This window comes from Sulfurimonas lithotrophica (genome assembly GCF_009258225.1).
Classification (GTDB): domain Bacteria; phylum Campylobacterota; class Campylobacteria; order Campylobacterales; family Sulfurimonadaceae; genus Sulfurimonas; species Sulfurimonas lithotrophica.
This window is the reverse complement of record NZ_CP043617.1, coordinates 1,093,059-1,110,214: the sequence shown is the minus strand read 5'-3', so window position 1 is coordinate 1,110,214 and position 17,156 is coordinate 1,093,059. Positions and strand designations below refer to the sequence as shown.

The 17,156-nt window shown below is 32.2% G+C and carries 18 protein-coding genes; 3 read left to right on the top strand and 15 right to left on the bottom strand.

Annotated elements, in window-relative coordinates; translation table 11 throughout:
* Positions 1-10 precede the first annotated feature (10 nt).
* The 3 genes from FJR48_RS05565 (at position 11) to FJR48_RS05555 (ending at position 2,757) form a co-directional block, all read left to right on the top strand.
* Positions 11-991 carry a succinate dehydrogenase/fumarate reductase iron-sulfur subunit gene (locus FJR48_RS05565; RefSeq protein ID WP_152307166.1) on the top strand — a complete coding sequence of 327 codons (981 nt, stop codon included), beginning with the start codon at positions 11-13 and terminating at the stop codon, positions 989-991.
* 9 nt (positions 992-1,000) lie between these two features.
* Positions 1,001-1,882 (top strand): CoB--CoM heterodisulfide reductase iron-sulfur subunit B family protein, encoded by an 882-nt coding sequence (locus FJR48_RS05560; protein WP_152307165.1) that lies wholly within the window; start codon positions 1,001-1,003, stop codon positions 1,880-1,882.
* A gap of 98 nt (positions 1,883-1,980) precedes the next feature.
* Positions 1,981-2,757, top strand: a complete 777-nt coding sequence (locus FJR48_RS05555; RefSeq protein WP_152307164.1) for an exodeoxyribonuclease III — start codon at positions 1,981-1,983, stop codon at positions 2,755-2,757.
* 2 nt (positions 2,758-2,759) lie between these two features.
* Here FJR48_RS05555 and FJR48_RS05550 read toward each other — a convergent pair whose 3' ends face one another.
* The 15 genes from FJR48_RS05550 to FJR48_RS05480 form a co-directional block, all read right to left on the bottom strand.
* Entirely contained in the window at positions 2,760-3,893 is a 1,134-nt protein-coding gene (locus FJR48_RS05550; protein WP_152307163.1) for a DUF5644 domain-containing protein, read from the bottom strand.
* A gap of 56 nt (positions 3,894-3,949) precedes the next feature.
* Positions 3,950-4,291, bottom strand: a complete 342-nt coding sequence (locus FJR48_RS05545) for a hypothetical protein (protein ID WP_152307162.1) — start codon at positions 4,289-4,291, stop codon at positions 3,950-3,952.
* 62 nt (positions 4,292-4,353) lie between these two features.
* The gene (locus tag FJR48_RS05540; RefSeq protein WP_152307161.1) at positions 4,354-5,163 is read right to left on the bottom strand and encodes a biosynthetic peptidoglycan transglycosylase; all 810 of its coding nucleotides are present in this window, start codon (positions 5,161-5,163) and stop codon (positions 4,354-4,356) included.
* A 24-nt stretch (positions 5,164-5,187) separates the two neighbouring features.
* The gene (gene mog, locus FJR48_RS05535; RefSeq protein WP_152307160.1) at positions 5,188-5,721 is read right to left on the bottom strand and encodes a molybdopterin adenylyltransferase; all 534 of its coding nucleotides are present in this window, start codon (positions 5,719-5,721) and stop codon (positions 5,188-5,190) included.
* Positions 5,722-5,748: 27 nt separating this feature from the next.
* A complete protein-coding gene (gene bioV, locus FJR48_RS05530) occupies positions 5,749-6,270 on the bottom strand; it encodes a pimelyl-ACP methyl ester esterase BioV (RefSeq protein ID WP_152307159.1) in 522 nt (173 codons plus the stop codon).
* Positions 6,257-7,897, bottom strand: coding sequence for an AAA family ATPase (locus FJR48_RS05525; RefSeq protein WP_152307158.1), 1,641 nt, complete (start codon positions 7,895-7,897; stop codon positions 6,257-6,259). The genes bioV and FJR48_RS05525 overlap by 14 nt, the downstream gene beginning before the upstream one ends.
* Positions 7,884-9,131 (bottom strand): tRNA (N(6)-L-threonylcarbamoyladenosine(37)-C(2))-methylthiotransferase MtaB, encoded by a 1,248-nt coding sequence (gene mtaB, locus FJR48_RS05520; RefSeq protein WP_152307157.1) that lies wholly within the window; start codon positions 9,129-9,131, stop codon positions 7,884-7,886. Before mtaB ends, FJR48_RS05525 begins: the two co-directional genes overlap by 14 nt.
* Complete coding sequence (locus FJR48_RS05515) at positions 9,132-10,805, bottom strand: mechanosensitive ion channel domain-containing protein (protein ID WP_152307156.1); 1,674 nt, start codon at positions 10,803-10,805, stop codon at positions 9,132-9,134. It abuts the gene before it with no gap.
* Positions 10,798-11,853, bottom strand: a complete 1,056-nt coding sequence (aroB, locus tag FJR48_RS05510) for a 3-dehydroquinate synthase (RefSeq protein ID WP_152307155.1) — start codon at positions 11,851-11,853, stop codon at positions 10,798-10,800. Before aroB ends, FJR48_RS05515 begins: the two co-directional genes overlap by 8 nt.
* A 67-nt stretch (positions 11,854-11,920) precedes the next feature.
* Positions 11,921-13,327, bottom strand: coding sequence for a COG3400 family protein (locus FJR48_RS05505; protein ID WP_152307154.1), 1,407 nt, complete (start codon positions 13,325-13,327; stop codon positions 11,921-11,923).
* A gap of 88 nt (positions 13,328-13,415) precedes the next feature.
* Positions 13,416-13,739, bottom strand: a complete 324-nt coding sequence (locus FJR48_RS05500; RefSeq protein ID WP_152307153.1) for a hypothetical protein — start codon at positions 13,737-13,739, stop codon at positions 13,416-13,418.
* Between the two features lies 1 nt (position 13,740).
* Entirely contained in the window at positions 13,741-14,847 is a 1,107-nt protein-coding gene (gene trmA, locus FJR48_RS05495; RefSeq protein ID WP_152307152.1) for a tRNA (uridine(54)-C5)-methyltransferase TrmA, read from the bottom strand.
* Between the two features lie 10 nt (positions 14,848-14,857).
* The gene (fliP, locus tag FJR48_RS05490; protein ID WP_152307151.1) at positions 14,858-15,592 is read right to left on the bottom strand and encodes a flagellar type III secretion system pore protein FliP; all 735 of its coding nucleotides are present in this window, start codon (positions 15,590-15,592) and stop codon (positions 14,858-14,860) included.
* A complete protein-coding gene (locus tag FJR48_RS05485) occupies positions 15,592-16,368 on the bottom strand; it encodes an OmpA/MotB family protein (protein ID WP_152307150.1) in 777 nt (258 codons plus the stop codon). Before FJR48_RS05485 ends, fliP begins: the two co-directional genes overlap by 1 nt.
* Positions 16,369-16,370: 2 nt before the next feature.
* A complete protein-coding gene (locus FJR48_RS05480; RefSeq protein WP_152307149.1) occupies positions 16,371-17,132 on the bottom strand; it encodes a motility protein A in 762 nt (253 codons plus the stop codon).
* Positions 17,133-17,156 lie beyond the last annotated feature (24 nt).

Sequence of the window (17,156 nt, the reverse complement as noted above, 5' to 3'; positions counted from 1 at the left end):
AGGTAGAGTTATGAGTACAGATGGTATTACAACACAAAAAGTAAACTTTAAAGTATTTCGTTTTAACGCTGATGATGATTATCTTCCATACTATGAAGATTATGAAATGGATGTAACTTCTGAAGAAGTTGTATTAGATATACTAAACAGAATTAAATGGGATCACGACGGAAGTTTTTCTTATAGAAGAAGCTGTCGTCACGGCATATGTGGAGCATGTGCTATAAAAGTAAACGGTAGAAGTACACTGGCGTGTAAAGAAAGTATGACTTCAATGATTGAGTTATTTGGTAACGAACTTACAATTGAGCCGTTAAGTATTAAACGATCAGTCAAAGATATGATTATAGATAAAGGTGATTTCTGGCAAAAACACGATGCAATTCACCCATTCCTAATCTCAGATGTTGATGAAAACCCAGAACATGAGCATATTGTAACTCAGGATGAAGCCGAAGCACTTTTAGATGCTGACATTTGTATCCAATGTGGAGCTTGTCACTATGCATGTCCTGTCGTTGAAATAAACGAGAATTTTATGGGTCCTGCGGCATTTGCAAAAGCTTATCGTTTTGAAGCTGATGTACGTGACCAAGCTCATAAAGAAAGACTTACTGAGCTTCATTCTGAAAGCCAAGGTGTTTGGGACTGTGTTAAATGTTTTGAATGTGCAGAAGTATGTCCAAAAGAAGTTAATCCTATCGATAAGATTACGAAACTTCACCAGATGCTATTTAAAGAGGGTGTTGCAACAAGTAATGTAGCTACTCGTCACGCTGTAGGATTTAAACATTCTATTGCTAAAAACGGTATCCTTGATGAGGGTGGACTTGTTTTATATTCTGAAGGACCGGCTATTGTTAAACATATACCTGTTGCACTTAAAATGTTCAGAAAAGGTAAAATTGTTCCACCATGGGCAATTACAAAATCAGAGAACCTTGATGAGATTAAAAAACTTGTTAAATCATCATCAACAGTTAAGTTTTAGGAGATAACAATGGGAAAATTAAAATACGCACTTTTTACCGGCTGTACAGCTAAGCAAAGTACTCCTGAACAAATGATGTCAACTATGGCAGTTGCCGATAAGCTTGGAATTGAGCTTATAGAACTAACTGAAGCTTCATGTTGTGGAGCTTCACACCTTCAGGATTATGATGATTTTTTATCATTAGTACTAAATGCTAGAAATATCGCATATGCAGAGAAACATGGTCTTACTATGGTAACTATATGTAATACATGTCAACTAAATACTGCTATGACTAAACACCGTTTAGATTCAAATCCTAAACTAAAAGCAGAAGTTAACGAAAAACTTGCAGAAGTAGGACTAGAATATAAAGGCACATCTGAAGTTACTCACTTCTTATATGCTATTATCGATGATATCGGTCTTGATAAAATTGCACAAATGGTAAAAACTCCACTTAGTCAATTTAATATTGCACCGTTTTACGGATGTCATAATATACGTCCGTCCGAACTTCAAAATCAAACTCATAAAACTGCAGAGAGTGCATACAACCCTACTTCGTTAGATGACTTGATTATAGCTTGTGGCGGTCAAAATGTTGACTATAACGAAAAAAACAAATGTTGTGGTTTTCATGTTGAGCTTCAAGCTCCAAAAACAGCTGCAACTTTAACAGGTAATGCAATTGCCGGAGCTATGGATAACAATGCGGACTGGATGGTAACTCCGTGTCCACTTTGTCATCTAAAACTAGATACTCAAACTCACCATGCATCTGAAGCTATAGGGCGTGAAGTTGAACTTCCTGTTTTACACATGCAACAAATGGTCGGTTTAGCACTAGGTTGTTCTGCAGAAGAGCTTGGTCTTAAACATCACGTTGCTAAAGTTAACTTTGTTTAAAAAACTTTAACTTTTTTAGATTCTTGGTTTCTCCAAGAATCTTCTTTTTTTCTTTTGATATAATTTCCCAAATAAATTTAATACATATGGAACAATAAATGTCTGATTCAATAGAGATAATATCTTGGAATGTAAATGGAATACGTGCCGTAGCTAACAAAGAAGCGCTTAAATGGATAGATGAACGTCAACCGGACATATTATGCCTACAAGAGATAAAAGCTCTTAAAGAACAAATTCCTGATAATCTTTTTGACAAAGAATTCTTAGAATTGGATGTAAACTCGGCAGAAAAAAAAGGTTATAGCGGTACGGCAACGTTTTCATCAATAAAATCAAACAATACTTCTAATGCAAATCATATAGATATATTAAACGAGGGAAGAATCATTGAGAATCACTTTGGAGATACAGTACTTTTTAACGTATATTTTCCAAATGGGCAAAAAGATGAAGAAAGACTAAATTATAAAATGAAATTTTATGATGATTTTTTAATTCATTGTGAAAAACTAAAAGAAGAGGGAAAATCTATAATAATTTGTGGTGACGTAAATACAGCACATAAAGAGATTGATTTAAAAAATCCAAAAGCCAATTCTAAAACATCAGGTTTTTTACCGATTGAAAGAGAATGGATAGATAAACTTCTTGAATACGGCTATATAGATACATTTAGATATGTAAACGGTGATGAGTTAGATAGATACTCATGGTGGTCATATCGTGCAAATGCAAGGGTAAAAAACGTTGGCTGGAGAATTGATTACTTTTTTATATCTGAAGATTTGGCAGAGAATCTTGAAGACGCATTTATCTTAGATGATATAGCCGGTTCAGATCACTGCCCTGTAGGTATTAGAATTTCTATTTAATTCTAAGCCGAAGCCAAAAATTCAATTTTAACTTTATTTTTATCAAGCCCTAAAACGGCTTTATCTTTTTCACCGTTTAATAGCATTAAAAACTGATTGTAAGTTATGATACTTAGATCAATCTCTCTACCGCTAAGTGAAGCTAGTTTATCTTGTTCTTTATCAAAAACATCGACTAAAGTTTCGTCTTTAATAATAATAAAATCGGCATTGTTATCTTTAGCTTCTAAAAGTATATCTGCAGCAATCATATAAATAAGCCTAGTATTTTGTTTATAAACTCTTTTTGGAAGATTTGCGTGTTGCATATTTGTCTTAACTAAAGAAGCTTTTGATTTTTCTATAAAGCTTTCTATATCTAAATCTCTATCAACACTATAATACGCTATATTAAAACCTTCAAAACTTTGCTTAATCTCTACATTATTTTGAGAAATTACAGTTTTTGTTTCTATCTCTTGTTTTTTAAACTTTTCATATAATTTTGATATATATTTATTTTGAGTTAAAGATGGTTTTGTATATTCAGTAACTAGTTCAAATAAAAATTCAACTTTTTCTTCTATATTAGCATCATAAGAAAATAAACGATTTTTTGATGAAGTGTAGTGATAAATACCTGTATTAGCTTCGGACAATATATTTAAAATAGATTCTTTAAATTCCGGCTTTGTATTAATAATATCATAAGCTATTACTAATGAGTGATCGCCGATATAATCTCTATTATAATTAATAGTATTTGAAGAGTAATACATTAATTCAAGGGATTTTTTGTATTTATTCAATTCTTCATCATTCAAAAACTGATTAAATCTATTTAATTTGTTTAAATAATCATCTTTATTGATTATTAAATCATTTTTACAACGATACTTACTAATAGGCTCTATAGTTAGATTGTTCCCTGTTTTTTTAATAATATTTTCGATAGTTTCAGATGTATTTACGAACAAATTATTAATAACTACGTTACATCCTTTTTCATAGCTTAGCTTTTCTACTGAATTTATATTGGTTAATATATCATCAAGCGTATCATTCAAACTATAGTCTATACTGTAATATTTGTAATATGGAAGATAATCTTGTTCATGGTTAAATTTATAAACTTCAATATTCAATTTATTATTCATTTTAATTTCCTAAATTTCAAATTGAAGTATTTTATCATTTAAATCGTAATTTAAACTTATGCGTCATTATAACGGTGTGTCAACTCTTTTGCATATTCTTTACAAACATCCTCGGGTGTAGAATGACCCCTGTACATTTTTAAGATAGCTTTAGTAAAATTTATAGAGTATTCAACATAATGACCTCTATCTGCTTTCATAATCTTATCTAAAATCATATACATCTGCTCATAAGTCTTTAAGTCTTCCTTTTTTAGTTTATCAAGGTTTTCCTGAGCCGTTATAAGTTTTGTATCGTTAAACTCCCCTCTTTCATTTCGAGTTTTTCTCTCTTGTACATAATCTCTTAAATCTTTTCTGTTTACTATATAGTCTGTAAATAATTCAACAAGTGTCATTTAAATCCTTTAATACTGCTTCACTATATTGTACACTTAAAAAATAGCATTTATATAGCATTTTAAAAATAATTGTAGTTAAGGTATTTTTCGTACTGTTTATAACTGATAAATTCCATAAAACGCATATCGTTTAAAACTCTTTTTATTTTTTTCTTTTGTTTATTTGTTATATTGTGATTTTGTACTATTGAGTAGTAATATCTTCTTGGACTAGGTAATAACAATGACAAAAAAGCACCTTCGGCAGCATTGATTTTCATAGGGCTTTTCTTAAAAATTCTATATGAAGCAGCTCTTATCCCATATATATCCGGACCAAATTCAGCCAAGTTAAAATATATTTCTAAAATTTGATTTTTAGTAAACTTTTTTTCTAGTCTTTTAGTGATAAAAAACTCTTGGAGTTTTCTATATATTGTCTTATTGTTTGATAGATAGATATTTTTTGCAACCTGCTGTGTTATAGTACTCGCACCGTAACTGTAAGTATCGGATTTATAGTTTTTTGCCATAGCATCTACTAAGGCATCATAGTTAATACCCTTATGCGTAAAGAATTTAGCATCTTCTGCCATAACTATGGCATAAAGATAATCCCTGTTTACTTTTCGTAAAGGTGTCCATCGAAAATAGTTATTTTTATTTACAAGTTTAGATTTAACTTTTTTTTCTGTCAGTTCTTTTAACTTTTCAAATGATGTATTTTCTATATCCGGTAAATTATATATAAATATACTAAAAACTATACCTATTATAAAAAGTATAGATACTACTATACTACCTACAAAACATCTAAACCTTCTAAACCACTCTAATGGTTTTTGATATGTTAACTTTAAAACTTCCAGCTTTGAACTTAATTTTGACATTATAAGAGCTTTAATTAAAAAAATTTACTTCTGCTTTGGTCTAAAAGCTTTTATTACATCCTCATCTGTTTCAATAAAAGGTCCTTCAATTAAATCAATACAATACGGAACTGCAGGAAAAACTGCATCTAAACACTCACGAATAGATTTTGGTTTTCCCGGTAAATTTATAATCAAAGAGTTTCCTCTAATCCCTGCAGTTTGACGAGATAAAATAGCTGTAGGTACGTATTGAAGGCTTACTTGGCGCATAAGCTCACCAAAGCCCGGCATCATCTTTTGACATACATTTTGGGTAGCTTCAGGTGTTACGTCGCGAAGTGCAGGTCCTGTTCCGCCTGTAGTTACTACAAGACAACATTTTTCATCATCGCACAACTCTTTCATAGTGCTTTCAATTTGGTCTTGTTCATCGGGAATGCATCTATATACTATCTCAAACTCGCTTTTTAAGTAATCTTTCATAGTATCTTGTATAGCTACACCGCTTATATCATCGTATATACCTTTACTAGCCCTATCACTTGCAGTTATTACGCCAATTTTAATTTCGCTCATATTTTTTCCTTTATATTTTAATAGTTATTACGATAATTGTAAAAAATGGTTTGCTTCTTTTATATATGTAACCGTAGCTACATTTTTAAAAAAATCTTTTGCAGCTTCTGCATCTACTATGGCATCTACTCCACCTAAATATACCTCTATATTTATACCTTTTGAATTCAAATCATCTAGTACTTCCATATCCCATTCATAATTTAACAACTCTTCTAGTTCGCTTATTACAGTAGTTGAGCGTTCAACTATCTTTTTTTCATACGGATAAAAACAAGAATTCAGAAACTGGTTTAAATAAACTTCTTCATTTTTTCTATAAGCCATAAGCTGTAAACGCTTAAATTTTGTATCTTTACTCTGAAAAAAAGCGGGTGAGAGAAGTTGAAGCGTATCTATCCTTCTTCCGTTTTGAATTTCTTTTAATGCATACTCATATGCTTTAATTGCACCATATGAAAAACCGCATACGGTGTACTCGCTATCTTTTATATATTCATTAAACAGATACGATTCATTTTGCAGAGAAAAACCACTAAAGAATTTCATCAAGATACTCTTTTACTTTTCTTTTTGAAATACTTTCAAACTCGTTTAAATCACCTTCAACTCTTTGCATTACAGAAGACAATGATGATAACAACTTTGATACATTTTCATAAAGTTTATTCATAGTAGTTTCTTTTTCATTATCAGAAGCATAAATATTTTCACCCATGCAATACTCGTTAATCATCTTTTCAACCAACTCTTTGGCTTCATCCAAGTCTTGTTTTGCACTGCTTGAATGTTCGCTATATCTCATAGAACAAGCTACAGTACCCGCTAGAAGCATTTTAACCCTATTTTCAAGTTCATGTTTTATAAACGGCTCATCCGTAGCAGGAGTCAACCTTTCATTACTTAAAATCAACTTCTCAAAAGGTATATCAAAATATGTTGCTATTATAACTTTAGCAGCTTGATATGTTATACGATACTGTTTTTGCTTATCAGATAATATTTGAAGTTTTTTCTTACCAAACATCACTTTGTCTTTTACCTGTTCAAAGTGTTCAAGTGTTACTTGCATATCATTTTGACGAAGTGATAAAAGAGCAGCTTCATTTACAAGTGCAGCTAAAGATGCACCGTTAAATCCTACAGTCATATTCGCTACAACAGATACATCAAGCGAATGTGGAACTTTATCCAAATATTTTGCAAGTATAGATGCACGCTCTATTTTTGTAGGTAATTCAACAAATATACGTCTATCAAAACGCCCTGCACGAAGCAATGCATCATCTAAAACATCTATTTTATTTGTAGCAGCCACTACTATAACACCGCTGGATGCTTCAAAACCGTCCATCTCAGTAAGAAGTTGATTTAGAGTAGCTTCACGTTCATCATTTCTTTGACCGTCTCTTTTTTTACCTACTGCATCTATCTCATCGATAAATATAATTGACGGCGCATTTTTCTTTGCAGCATTAAAAAGCTCATGAACCCTTTTTGCACCCATACCTACATATATTTGAACAAAAGAAGCACCGCTTTGGTAAAAAAACGGAGCATCCGCCTCACTTGCAACAGCTTTTGCTATCATAGTCTTACCCACACCCGGAGGACCTACTAATAATACGCCACGAGGAAGACGAGCTCCAAAACTTTTATAACGCTTTGGATTTTTCATAAAGTCAATTATCTCTTCAAGTTCAACCTTAACATCACTTATTCCGCCTATATCATCAAAACCCACATCACTCTTTATAGATTCTATTCTAACACTCTCTCCCATAATCGGTCTAGAAGACTGCCTTAGGCTTGGAAGATCTTTATTTAAATGATTTAAAAGTAGTTTAATTCCTAAAGAACCAAGACCCAATATAAAAACAAGAAGAAAAAGATAAAGGATTATATTACTTTCATTTCCCACTTCAACTTTATAACCTTCAAACATACTTGGATTTACTTGTGAAGAAGCTATTTTGTATAAGCCATTTTGAGTTTTTAAAAATACATACTCTTTTGTTACGACTACGTTTTCTACACTTTTTTCATTTAAGATTTTTTTTGCCTCAAGAAGTGTTATAGATTCAGAGTTATCTCTAAACACTGCAAAAAGAACCAAGATAATAATAAAAAATGACGATATGTAAATTAAAAGTCTATTAGTTTTAAAGTTCAGCATAGTTATTCTCCCTCTTGATTTCATACTTATCAACACTTATCCAGTTTCCAAGCATATCTTCATCTGATTTTAAAAGAAGTTTATTAAAAAACTGATCAAAGCCCTGATAAAGACCATCCTCTCTTTGACTTTCTATCAAAACATCAAGTGGCAAATTGTTATTTTTTCTAAAGCTATAGTTTTTTTCTTTTATAATTGATTCAACTTGATGAAGTCTCTCTTTTGCTAGTTTACCGTTTACTTCAGGTTTCATATTTGCAGATGGTGTTCCATCACGTTTTGAGTATGTAAAAGCGTGTAGATGCGTAAGTGGAAGTTCATTTAAATTTTTTATGGCTTCTTTCCATATCTCTTCACTTTCACCCGGATGTCCGGTAATAAAATCAGTCCCAATTGCAAAACCTTTGTTTGATAAAAATTCAAAAAGTTCTCTGTCTTGCTTATATACATTTCTTCTATTCATAAGTTTTAGCATTTTAGGAGATGTATGCTGAAGAGCAATATGCAGATGCTTTTCAAGCCAAGGCTCGTCTAGTACCTCCTTAAACTCATCCGTAATTTGGATAGGTTCAATACTTCCTAAACGAATACGTCTAACACCTCTTATTTGAGATATTTTTTTCATCAGATTTGCCATAGACGAGTTATTACCTTTTCCGTAACTTCCGACATTTGTACCTGTTAAAATAAATTCTCCAAAACCGTTTAATGCGAGGCGTGAAATTTGTTCGAGTATTTTTTCTTCATTCATACTTCTTGCATCTCCGCGAACATACGGGATAATACAGTAGGAACAACGGAAATCACAGCCCTCTTGGACTTTGATAAACGCCCTGCTCTTACCTACAAAATCATCTACTATAGCATTATCTATATGGTTTAAATCACCTGGATTATAATACGGCTTTTCTTCACTTAAAAGTGAATCTATCTTTAATTTTTCACTCTGACCGAATACTCCATGTACTCTACCTGCAGAGAGTAAACTCTCACCTTTGGTATGAGCTCCACAACCTGTTAAAAATATCTTTGCTTTTGATGTCTTTTCTATATGGGAGATATATGTGCGAACGTGCGAATCAGCTCCGTTTGTAACCGTACAAGAATTTATCACTATTGCATCAGCTTCATTTTCATTTTGTGTTACTTCATAGTCTTTAAGTGCACCAATCATAACTTGTGAGTCATAAAGATTTGTACGACAGCCAAATGTTTTAAAATAAACTTTTTTCATCTATAAAGTCACCGTCGCATCGTCTTGTTCTATTGGTGTTGTAGGTTTATTTTTTGCAGAAGCTTCCATATGAATCATTTGAGTAGGATATGCTATGGTTATATCAGGTTCATCTTTAAAAGCATCCACAATCTCCGTACTGATAACACTTCTAAGTGTCAATGTAGCATAAGCATTTGTTAGATACCAAGCTTCAATATCAACACCGTTACTCTCAATAAAAGAAAAAATTCTAGGTTCAACACTCGTATTTTTAAGACTATAATGATGTCTTAATTTGTTTAACTGTTTTCTAGTTATATCTGTATAGCCCTTGGAATACTTTTTGGTAATCTCTTTAGCTATGCTCATTGCTTTTTTATGATTTGATTCAAAAGTAATGGTTATCTTTATTCCGTCCCAAACGGTTTTTAGTGATGAGTGCGTATAGTTTGCTACCATTCTGGTAAATATATAGTTGTTCGGTACAAATATAATCCTACCTGCACGTCTATTTGCTCTAATTGATGTTAGTGTTATATCTTCTAAAATAGTCATACGCATAGGCGATATATCCATTACGTCACCGACATATTTCATCCCGTCCATATCTACCCTGATTCTATCTCCGACATGGATGCTTCCTCCAAAGACTATGACTAACCAACCAAGTATAGACATAAACCAGTCTTTCATGGCAATCGCTATACCTGCAGATGCAAAACCGAGTATTGTAACAAGATAACTTGCATTTTCTATATAGTTAAAAAAGACTATTAAAATTATAAGGGTAAAGTTACTAAAGTTAATAGCCTTGTTCGCCATATAAAAACGTTCATTATCGGTAAAATATTTTTTAACCGCAAGTTTTAATAAGAAAAAGATAAAAAACACAACAACTACTAAAATACCTATCTTAGCAAGTTTATAAACTTGATCTTGTATCTCTTTGTTTATATTTACATCTAAGACCTCTAAACGTCTCTCGTACACCTCTGCCGCTGCGGAAATTGTACCTAATGCATTTTTAAATCTGTCAAGCTGTTTTTGCTTTGTCGCAGCTTGTTCTAGGTAGTTGTTTTTTGAGTCTATCTCTCTAATGGAATTGTATATCTTGTTTTCACGCTCTAACAGTGCTATTAGCTTGGTAAGTTCTTCTTTGTTTTTCATATATGCTTCAAAATCGGTATTTACTTTTTTGATAAAAGATATACCTGCAAAAATATCAAACGGATTAGATATTTTTGGAGCTTCATCAATTTTGGGAGGAGTTATTAGTTCTGAAAACGGAGCCGAATAGTTATCTTTAAGTTGTGCAACTTGTGTGGCAATAATCTTTTCTTTAGCCTCTAGTGCTCTTAATTCTTCTTTTACCGACTGTTTACGCTGTCTTTTCTTTAAATATTTTATTCTTTCTCTAATTTCATTTAAACTCGAACGTACTTCAAGTGCAGTTAAGTATGTTTCATAACTTTTTGTCCATACCTTTTCTTTGGATATCTCTGATTCGAGTTCATTCAAGAGGGTAAAATACTGTCCGATTTTTATATTGTTGGACTCTTCAGTCTTTTTTTTATCTTCCAAATCTGCACTCTTAGAACGTTGTTCTGTTGAGTTTACTTTTTTATTTTCTGCACTAAGATTGGAAAAACTAATCAAAAAAACAAAGAAGATAATAAAAAGTTTTTTAACCATTATCTACTCCAAATTTTTCCAAGACTGAAATAAGCAATTCTTTTGAACACTCATCACTTATGACTACATCTCCGATGCCTTTTGGAATAATAAAGGTTATTTTGCTGTCAGAACTTTTTTTATCTAAAAAGAAAGCATCATAAAATTTCTGAATATCTTTAATCTCATAGTCCACCGGTAAACTATATTTTTCTAACAAAAACTTGACGGCTACAGCCTCATCATTGCTTATCAACCCCATACTGCAAGCGAGTTCATTTGCCATAACCATACCAATAGCTACAGCTTCACCGTGTAAGTACTTCTCATACTTTGTCTCATTTTCTATGACATGACCAAAAGTATGTCCATAATTTAGTGCCGCTCGAATACCGTGTTCTTTTTCATCTTTTGCAACTACTTCGGCTTTGGTTTTTACCGCTCTTGTAATAGCTTCAATTAAAGTTTGTTCATCTCGCATATCCGCATCTTGTAAAAATTCAAAAAAATCTTTATTAAAAGTAACTGCCATTTTTACAATCTCTGCAAAGCCAGCACCAAATTCACGCAAAGGCAGTGTTTTTAAAAAGTATGGATCAATATATACTGCTTTTGGCTGATGAAATGCACCAACTAAATTTTTTCCGTATTCATTGTTCATACCTGTTTTACCGCCGACACTTGCATCTACCTGGGATAAAAGAGTAGTAGGAATTTGTATAAAATCAATTCCTCTCTGATAGATACTTGCTGCAAAGCCTGTCATATCGCCTATTACACCGCCGCCAAAAGCTATAAGTAAAGACTTTCTGTTAAATCTGTTCTCAAATAATGCATTTAAAATCTTATTTATACTTTCTTGATTTTTATACTGTTCTCCATCTGGTAATGTTACGACTATTAATTCTTTTGCGGTTATTCTTTCTTTTAAATAATCTAAATGCAAGTCGGATACGGTAGTATTGGTTATAATTGCTACTTTTTTATCAAAGTGTAACTTAGGCAAAGAGTCTATTGTTATATCATATGAATTGTCTATTGTTTTTTTAAGGGGAATGTTTACCTGCATCATCTGTCCAAACGTAAAATTTAATATTTGGTAGATAATACTTAATTTTTACTAATATTTTGCTAAATCACAACTGCACGGGTATGAAAATCTGATGATAATCATCCAGTTTAAAATAAAGTTTTTCACTATCTGTAGAAAAAAGAGAATATAAACGCTTTTTTGTCAGTTTAAACGTAAAAGGTAAAATATGTATAAAATCATCTTTTTGACTTAATATTTTTATAGGATTCTCATTCTCTTTTAATACTTTTATATTTTTTGAAAATATAGTTGAAAGATTATAATAATGCTCTATAACCTGTTCTTTGTAAGCTTCATGTTCATTTTGATAATCATACAGATCTATATTAAATCCCATTTGTTCGGAAATATCATATATCGTAGTCGATATTTTTTCTAAATCTCTATTATCGCTTAATATTAATGCGGCATCCTTTACGGATGAAAAAGATTTGTTCGCCATTTTTAAAACCGGTACATGCGATTCATAAAGCATATTTCTAGTTTTGGTATGTTTAAATGTCTCTTTTGAGACAATAACGAGACCTACATGATAGTTTTGAATATCATCGAAAAAACTTATATCAAAAGGTATATTGTCATATTTTATATCTACTATTACATTTAAGTCGGCTTGTTCTTTTATATATTGCAAAGTATCTATATCATTTGGATTTATAACCCTTATGATAAGATTATGATTAAATTTTTGATGTATAAATATAGAACGGCGAACCAATTCTTTTATTGTATCTTTGCATATAATATCCATATCTATGTATAAATATATATTTGAACCAAAAGGCTCCGGAAATTGCCCAAGCTCACGTTTAATAGCACGATATACTGATTTTAAAACCGATGGTTGCCCAACAAGTAAAAGTAAATCATTTGGCTGTATCATACGTCTGCGAGAAGGCATAATAAGCTTTCTATTTCTGTATATAGCTACTATTCGCCAATCTTTTTGCTCAATAACACCGATGTGTCTATATACAAAAGAGCTTCCAAACGGAACTAATACTTCCATTATTTCACCCTCACCTATACCGACATTTTGTGCAATTACAGGAACATTTGGAAGATAATCAATTAATCTTGAAGCAACAATCTCGTTAGAATTGACCAATACCGTATCTGGATCGGTATTTTCTATACCCCAATTATCAAGTAGTATTATTCTTACTTTATTTTTTAAAGAGCGTATATTTTTAAGCGTATATTTTGCTTCATTTTCATCATTCATCAAAATAATTACTTGAACAAAATCCATCTTTAGCAGATTTGCCAATTTGTGAAGGCTTGTCGGATCAAATTCGTAAAATTTAAAACGTGCAGGATTATATTCTTCGTGTTCAACAGCTTTAGTTTCTACAACATAATATATATTTTCCGACGTATATGTTTGGATAACCCTGTCAACAAAATGTTTTCCGGTGCTACCGTCACTTATAATTAATATTTTTTTCACTTAGGCACTTATTTTTTGATGTATTATATCATCTTTATTTCATTTAATATAAACACATTAAAATAACTATACAAATAAATAGATTATTTTAGTTTTTATATTTGTCTTTTAATATTAATTTTGGAAATTTATTTGGTTTATCCATAGTATTTACTTTACATTCCTTAACTTTTATTTTTTCTTTATAGCGTACAATATATTTTTTACTTTTTATTTCTTTATCTTTGGATATTAAAAGTTTTTTATATTTTTCTAATTGTTTTTCAAGGTTTTTAATTTGTAAAGAATTTTTTCTACAGTTCTCAAGTTCCGTTCTCAGTTTAGTAATGTCATCAACAATCAATTCCATTCTTTTTATTTCATCGGAATACAAAAACATCGTAAATATGATAAATAAAAATATATATTTCATGCTAATACCTTTTTAACTTAACACCCATCTCTACATGGTTTGTATATGGAAACTGATCAAAGAGTGCCATATCAACAACTTTGTGCGTCTTAGACAAAATCTCTAAATCTCGTACCAGCGTTTCAGGATTACACGATATATAAATAATATTATCCATCCTTGTACTAAAATTACAAGAAGCCAAATCCATTCCACTTCTAGGTGGATCTACAAATATAGTATCAATATCATAGGTATTTATATCTATATGTTGCATCCTTCTAAATTCTCTTACACCATCAAGTGCCCCGACAAACTCTTCTACACTCATACGGACAAATTCAATATTTTCTATATCATTAAGTTTCATATTGCTCTTAGCTGCATTTATTGAAGACTTTGAAATTTCGGTAGCTAAAACTTTATTAAATTTTTTTGCAAAAGGTATTGTAAAGTTTCCTGCACCGCAATATAGTTCCAGCAGATCTTTATCGGTATCTTCTAAGGACGATATTGCCCACTCAATCATCTGCTCATTCACTTTTGCATTTGGTTGTGTGAAACTGTTTTCTATATAGTTAAACTTATATGTCTCATTGTTTATATTTAAACTCTCTGTTATGTAGTCTTGACCAACAATCAACTTTTGTTTTCTGCTTCTTCCTATAATATAGATGCCAAGCTCATCAGCTATCTCTTTAACTAAACTTTGCCACTCATCATCAAGTTTTCTATGATAAAGAAGAGATACTACTATTTCACCGCTTTGCGAACTTAAAAAATCTGCTCCAAAGAGTTTAAAACCGATATTTTTTTCTTGTATTTTTTTTAAAAGCTTTGGCATAAGTATTTCAATATGTATATTTACTTGTGGACATTCATCTATAAGCACTACGCCTTTATGTTCTATATGATTCATGGCATAAAAAATATCATCTTCAACATGCCATACTTTAAATTCGGCACGTGAGCGGTAGTTTTGAATTGGAGATTTAAATACCTTAATATCTCCGTTATAAAAGTTTTTAAATCTATCATAATTTATTTTTAATTTTTGATTTAGTTGTGCTTCATATCCATTTTCATATACCTTACACGCACCACATTCACCGAAGTGTTTACATTCCAATATTTTTCTCCTACTTTATAGATGCTATAAGATTACCGATAAGCAGGTTCCATCCGTCAATAAGAACAAATACGAGTATTTTAAAAGGTAGGGATATCATTACCGGTGGGAGCATCATCATACCCATAGACATAAGTATAGATGCTACAACCATATCAATAACCAAAAACGGTAAAAAAAGTAAAAAACCTATTTCAAACGCAGTTTTAAGCTCACTTATAACAAATGCAGGAATTACAACCGAGAGTGGCACATCTGCAACGCTTTTTGGGTTTTCCATCTCTCTAATTCTAAAAAAAAGAGCTAAATCTTTTTCTCTTGTATTTCTAATCATAAAGTTTTTAAATGGTAATGCTGTTTTATCAAATGCTTCTTCATAACCTATCTTTTCTTCTACATAAGGCTTTATTCCATCTTCATACGCTTTTGTACCTATTGGCTCCATTACAAAAAAAGTAAGTATCATTGCAAGCATAACTAAAAGCTGCGTAGGTGGGACTTGTTGAGTACCGAGAGCTTGACGTAAAAAACCAAATACTATAACAAACCTTGTAAAGGTTGTCATTACAAGCACCATTGACGGTGCTAAAAATAATAAAGTCAGTACTACAAGTACATTTAACGAGCTAACCAACTGCTGCGGTGTATCCGGAGAAGATAGGTTAAAATTCATCGTAGGAACGGTTATAGCCTCAGCTCCTAAAAATGAAGCCAAAGCCACTAAAAATAATAATATTCTAATCATTACTGAGCTGCAGCCTTATCAAGAACTGATTTTTTAATTTTTCCTTCGTTCTCAGCGTTTGAACCAAAGAAATGTATCTCTACACGGCGGTTTTTTGCCCTACCGTTCTTTGTTGCATTTGTAGCTTTTGGGGTAAACTCCGCGAAACCTGCTGCACTTATACGTTTTGGATCCACACCGTCTAATATCAACTCTTGAAGTACGGATATTCCTCTTGCAGATGAGAGTTCCCAGTTATCTTTAAAAGGAGAGTTTTTACTTGGTGGTACATTGTCTGTATGCCCTTGCACACTAACCTTAATACTATTTGGCATCTCTCCTATTATCAATGCTATACGTTTTAAAAACAACAGGGCATCTTCATTATAAATCGTAGCAGTTCCCGGTTTAAAAAGCAGTGATGAAGGCAGTTCAATTTTAAAGCCTTCTTGAGCTTCTTCCATAGATATGGTAGGACCGTGCCCTTTTTCCATCATTTCGTTTGCATCAATGACTGCTTGTGTAACTTTATTTACTTGTTGAGTAGTCTCTTCTTGAGTTTCAATAGGTGTAGATTCTTGGATACGTTCTCTTGAAATTTCTGTTTTAATTCCACCTTCTAAAACACTCATCGCTCCCGAGAGTGAACCTATGGCTTCTGATATTTTCTTCGCATCCATACTAGACATAGACAAGAGAAGTACAAAGAAACATAATAACAGAGACATTAAATCTCCAAATGCGGCTAACCAAGCCGGTAAACATGTTTCACATTCCGGACATTTTTTTCTAGCCATTATTAGATACTGCTCTCTCTGTGTTCAGGCGGAAGATATGCAAGTAGTTTTGCTTCAAGATCTCTTGGTGCATCTCCGTCTTGTATAGACATAATTCCCGTCAGTACTATCTCTTTTATTAGCATTTCATCATCATTTCTAATATTTAAAATATTTGCCACGGGTGCTCCAAGAACGTTCCCGATTATAGCACCGTACATAGTTGTAAGTAAGGCAACTGCCATAGAAGGCCCGATTGCCGATGGGTCAGCCATATTTAAAAGCATGGCAACCAGACCGATAAGTGTACCTATCATACCAAAAGCTCCTGCAATACCTGCCCAAGTCGAAAAAATTGAAGAATGAGATTTATGACGGGTACTTGTTTGTTCCATATCTATCTCTAAAAGATTGCGGATAGTATCAGGCTCACTCCCGTCAATTGCCATTGAGAGACCCTTTCTAAGGAATTCGTTTTCTTCATTGTTTGCATCACCCTCTAATGCCAAGAGACCGTCTTTTCTTGCCTTTGAAGAATATGCTACAAGTTTTTTTATAAGTTCAGAAACATCCTCTTCAGGTGGCTTTATAGCAATCATAAATACTTTGATAAACTTCTTCATTTGTATAGGTTTAAAAGCAATCATCAAGGCACCCATTGAACCACCAATAACGATTAATACAGACGGAATATCGATATATGCACCGATACCGACACCCATCGCCATCGCACCTGCAAGAAGTGCGAGAATTAACACTAAACCAATGACCGTACCTAAATCCATATAATAGCCTCTATGAAAAATAAT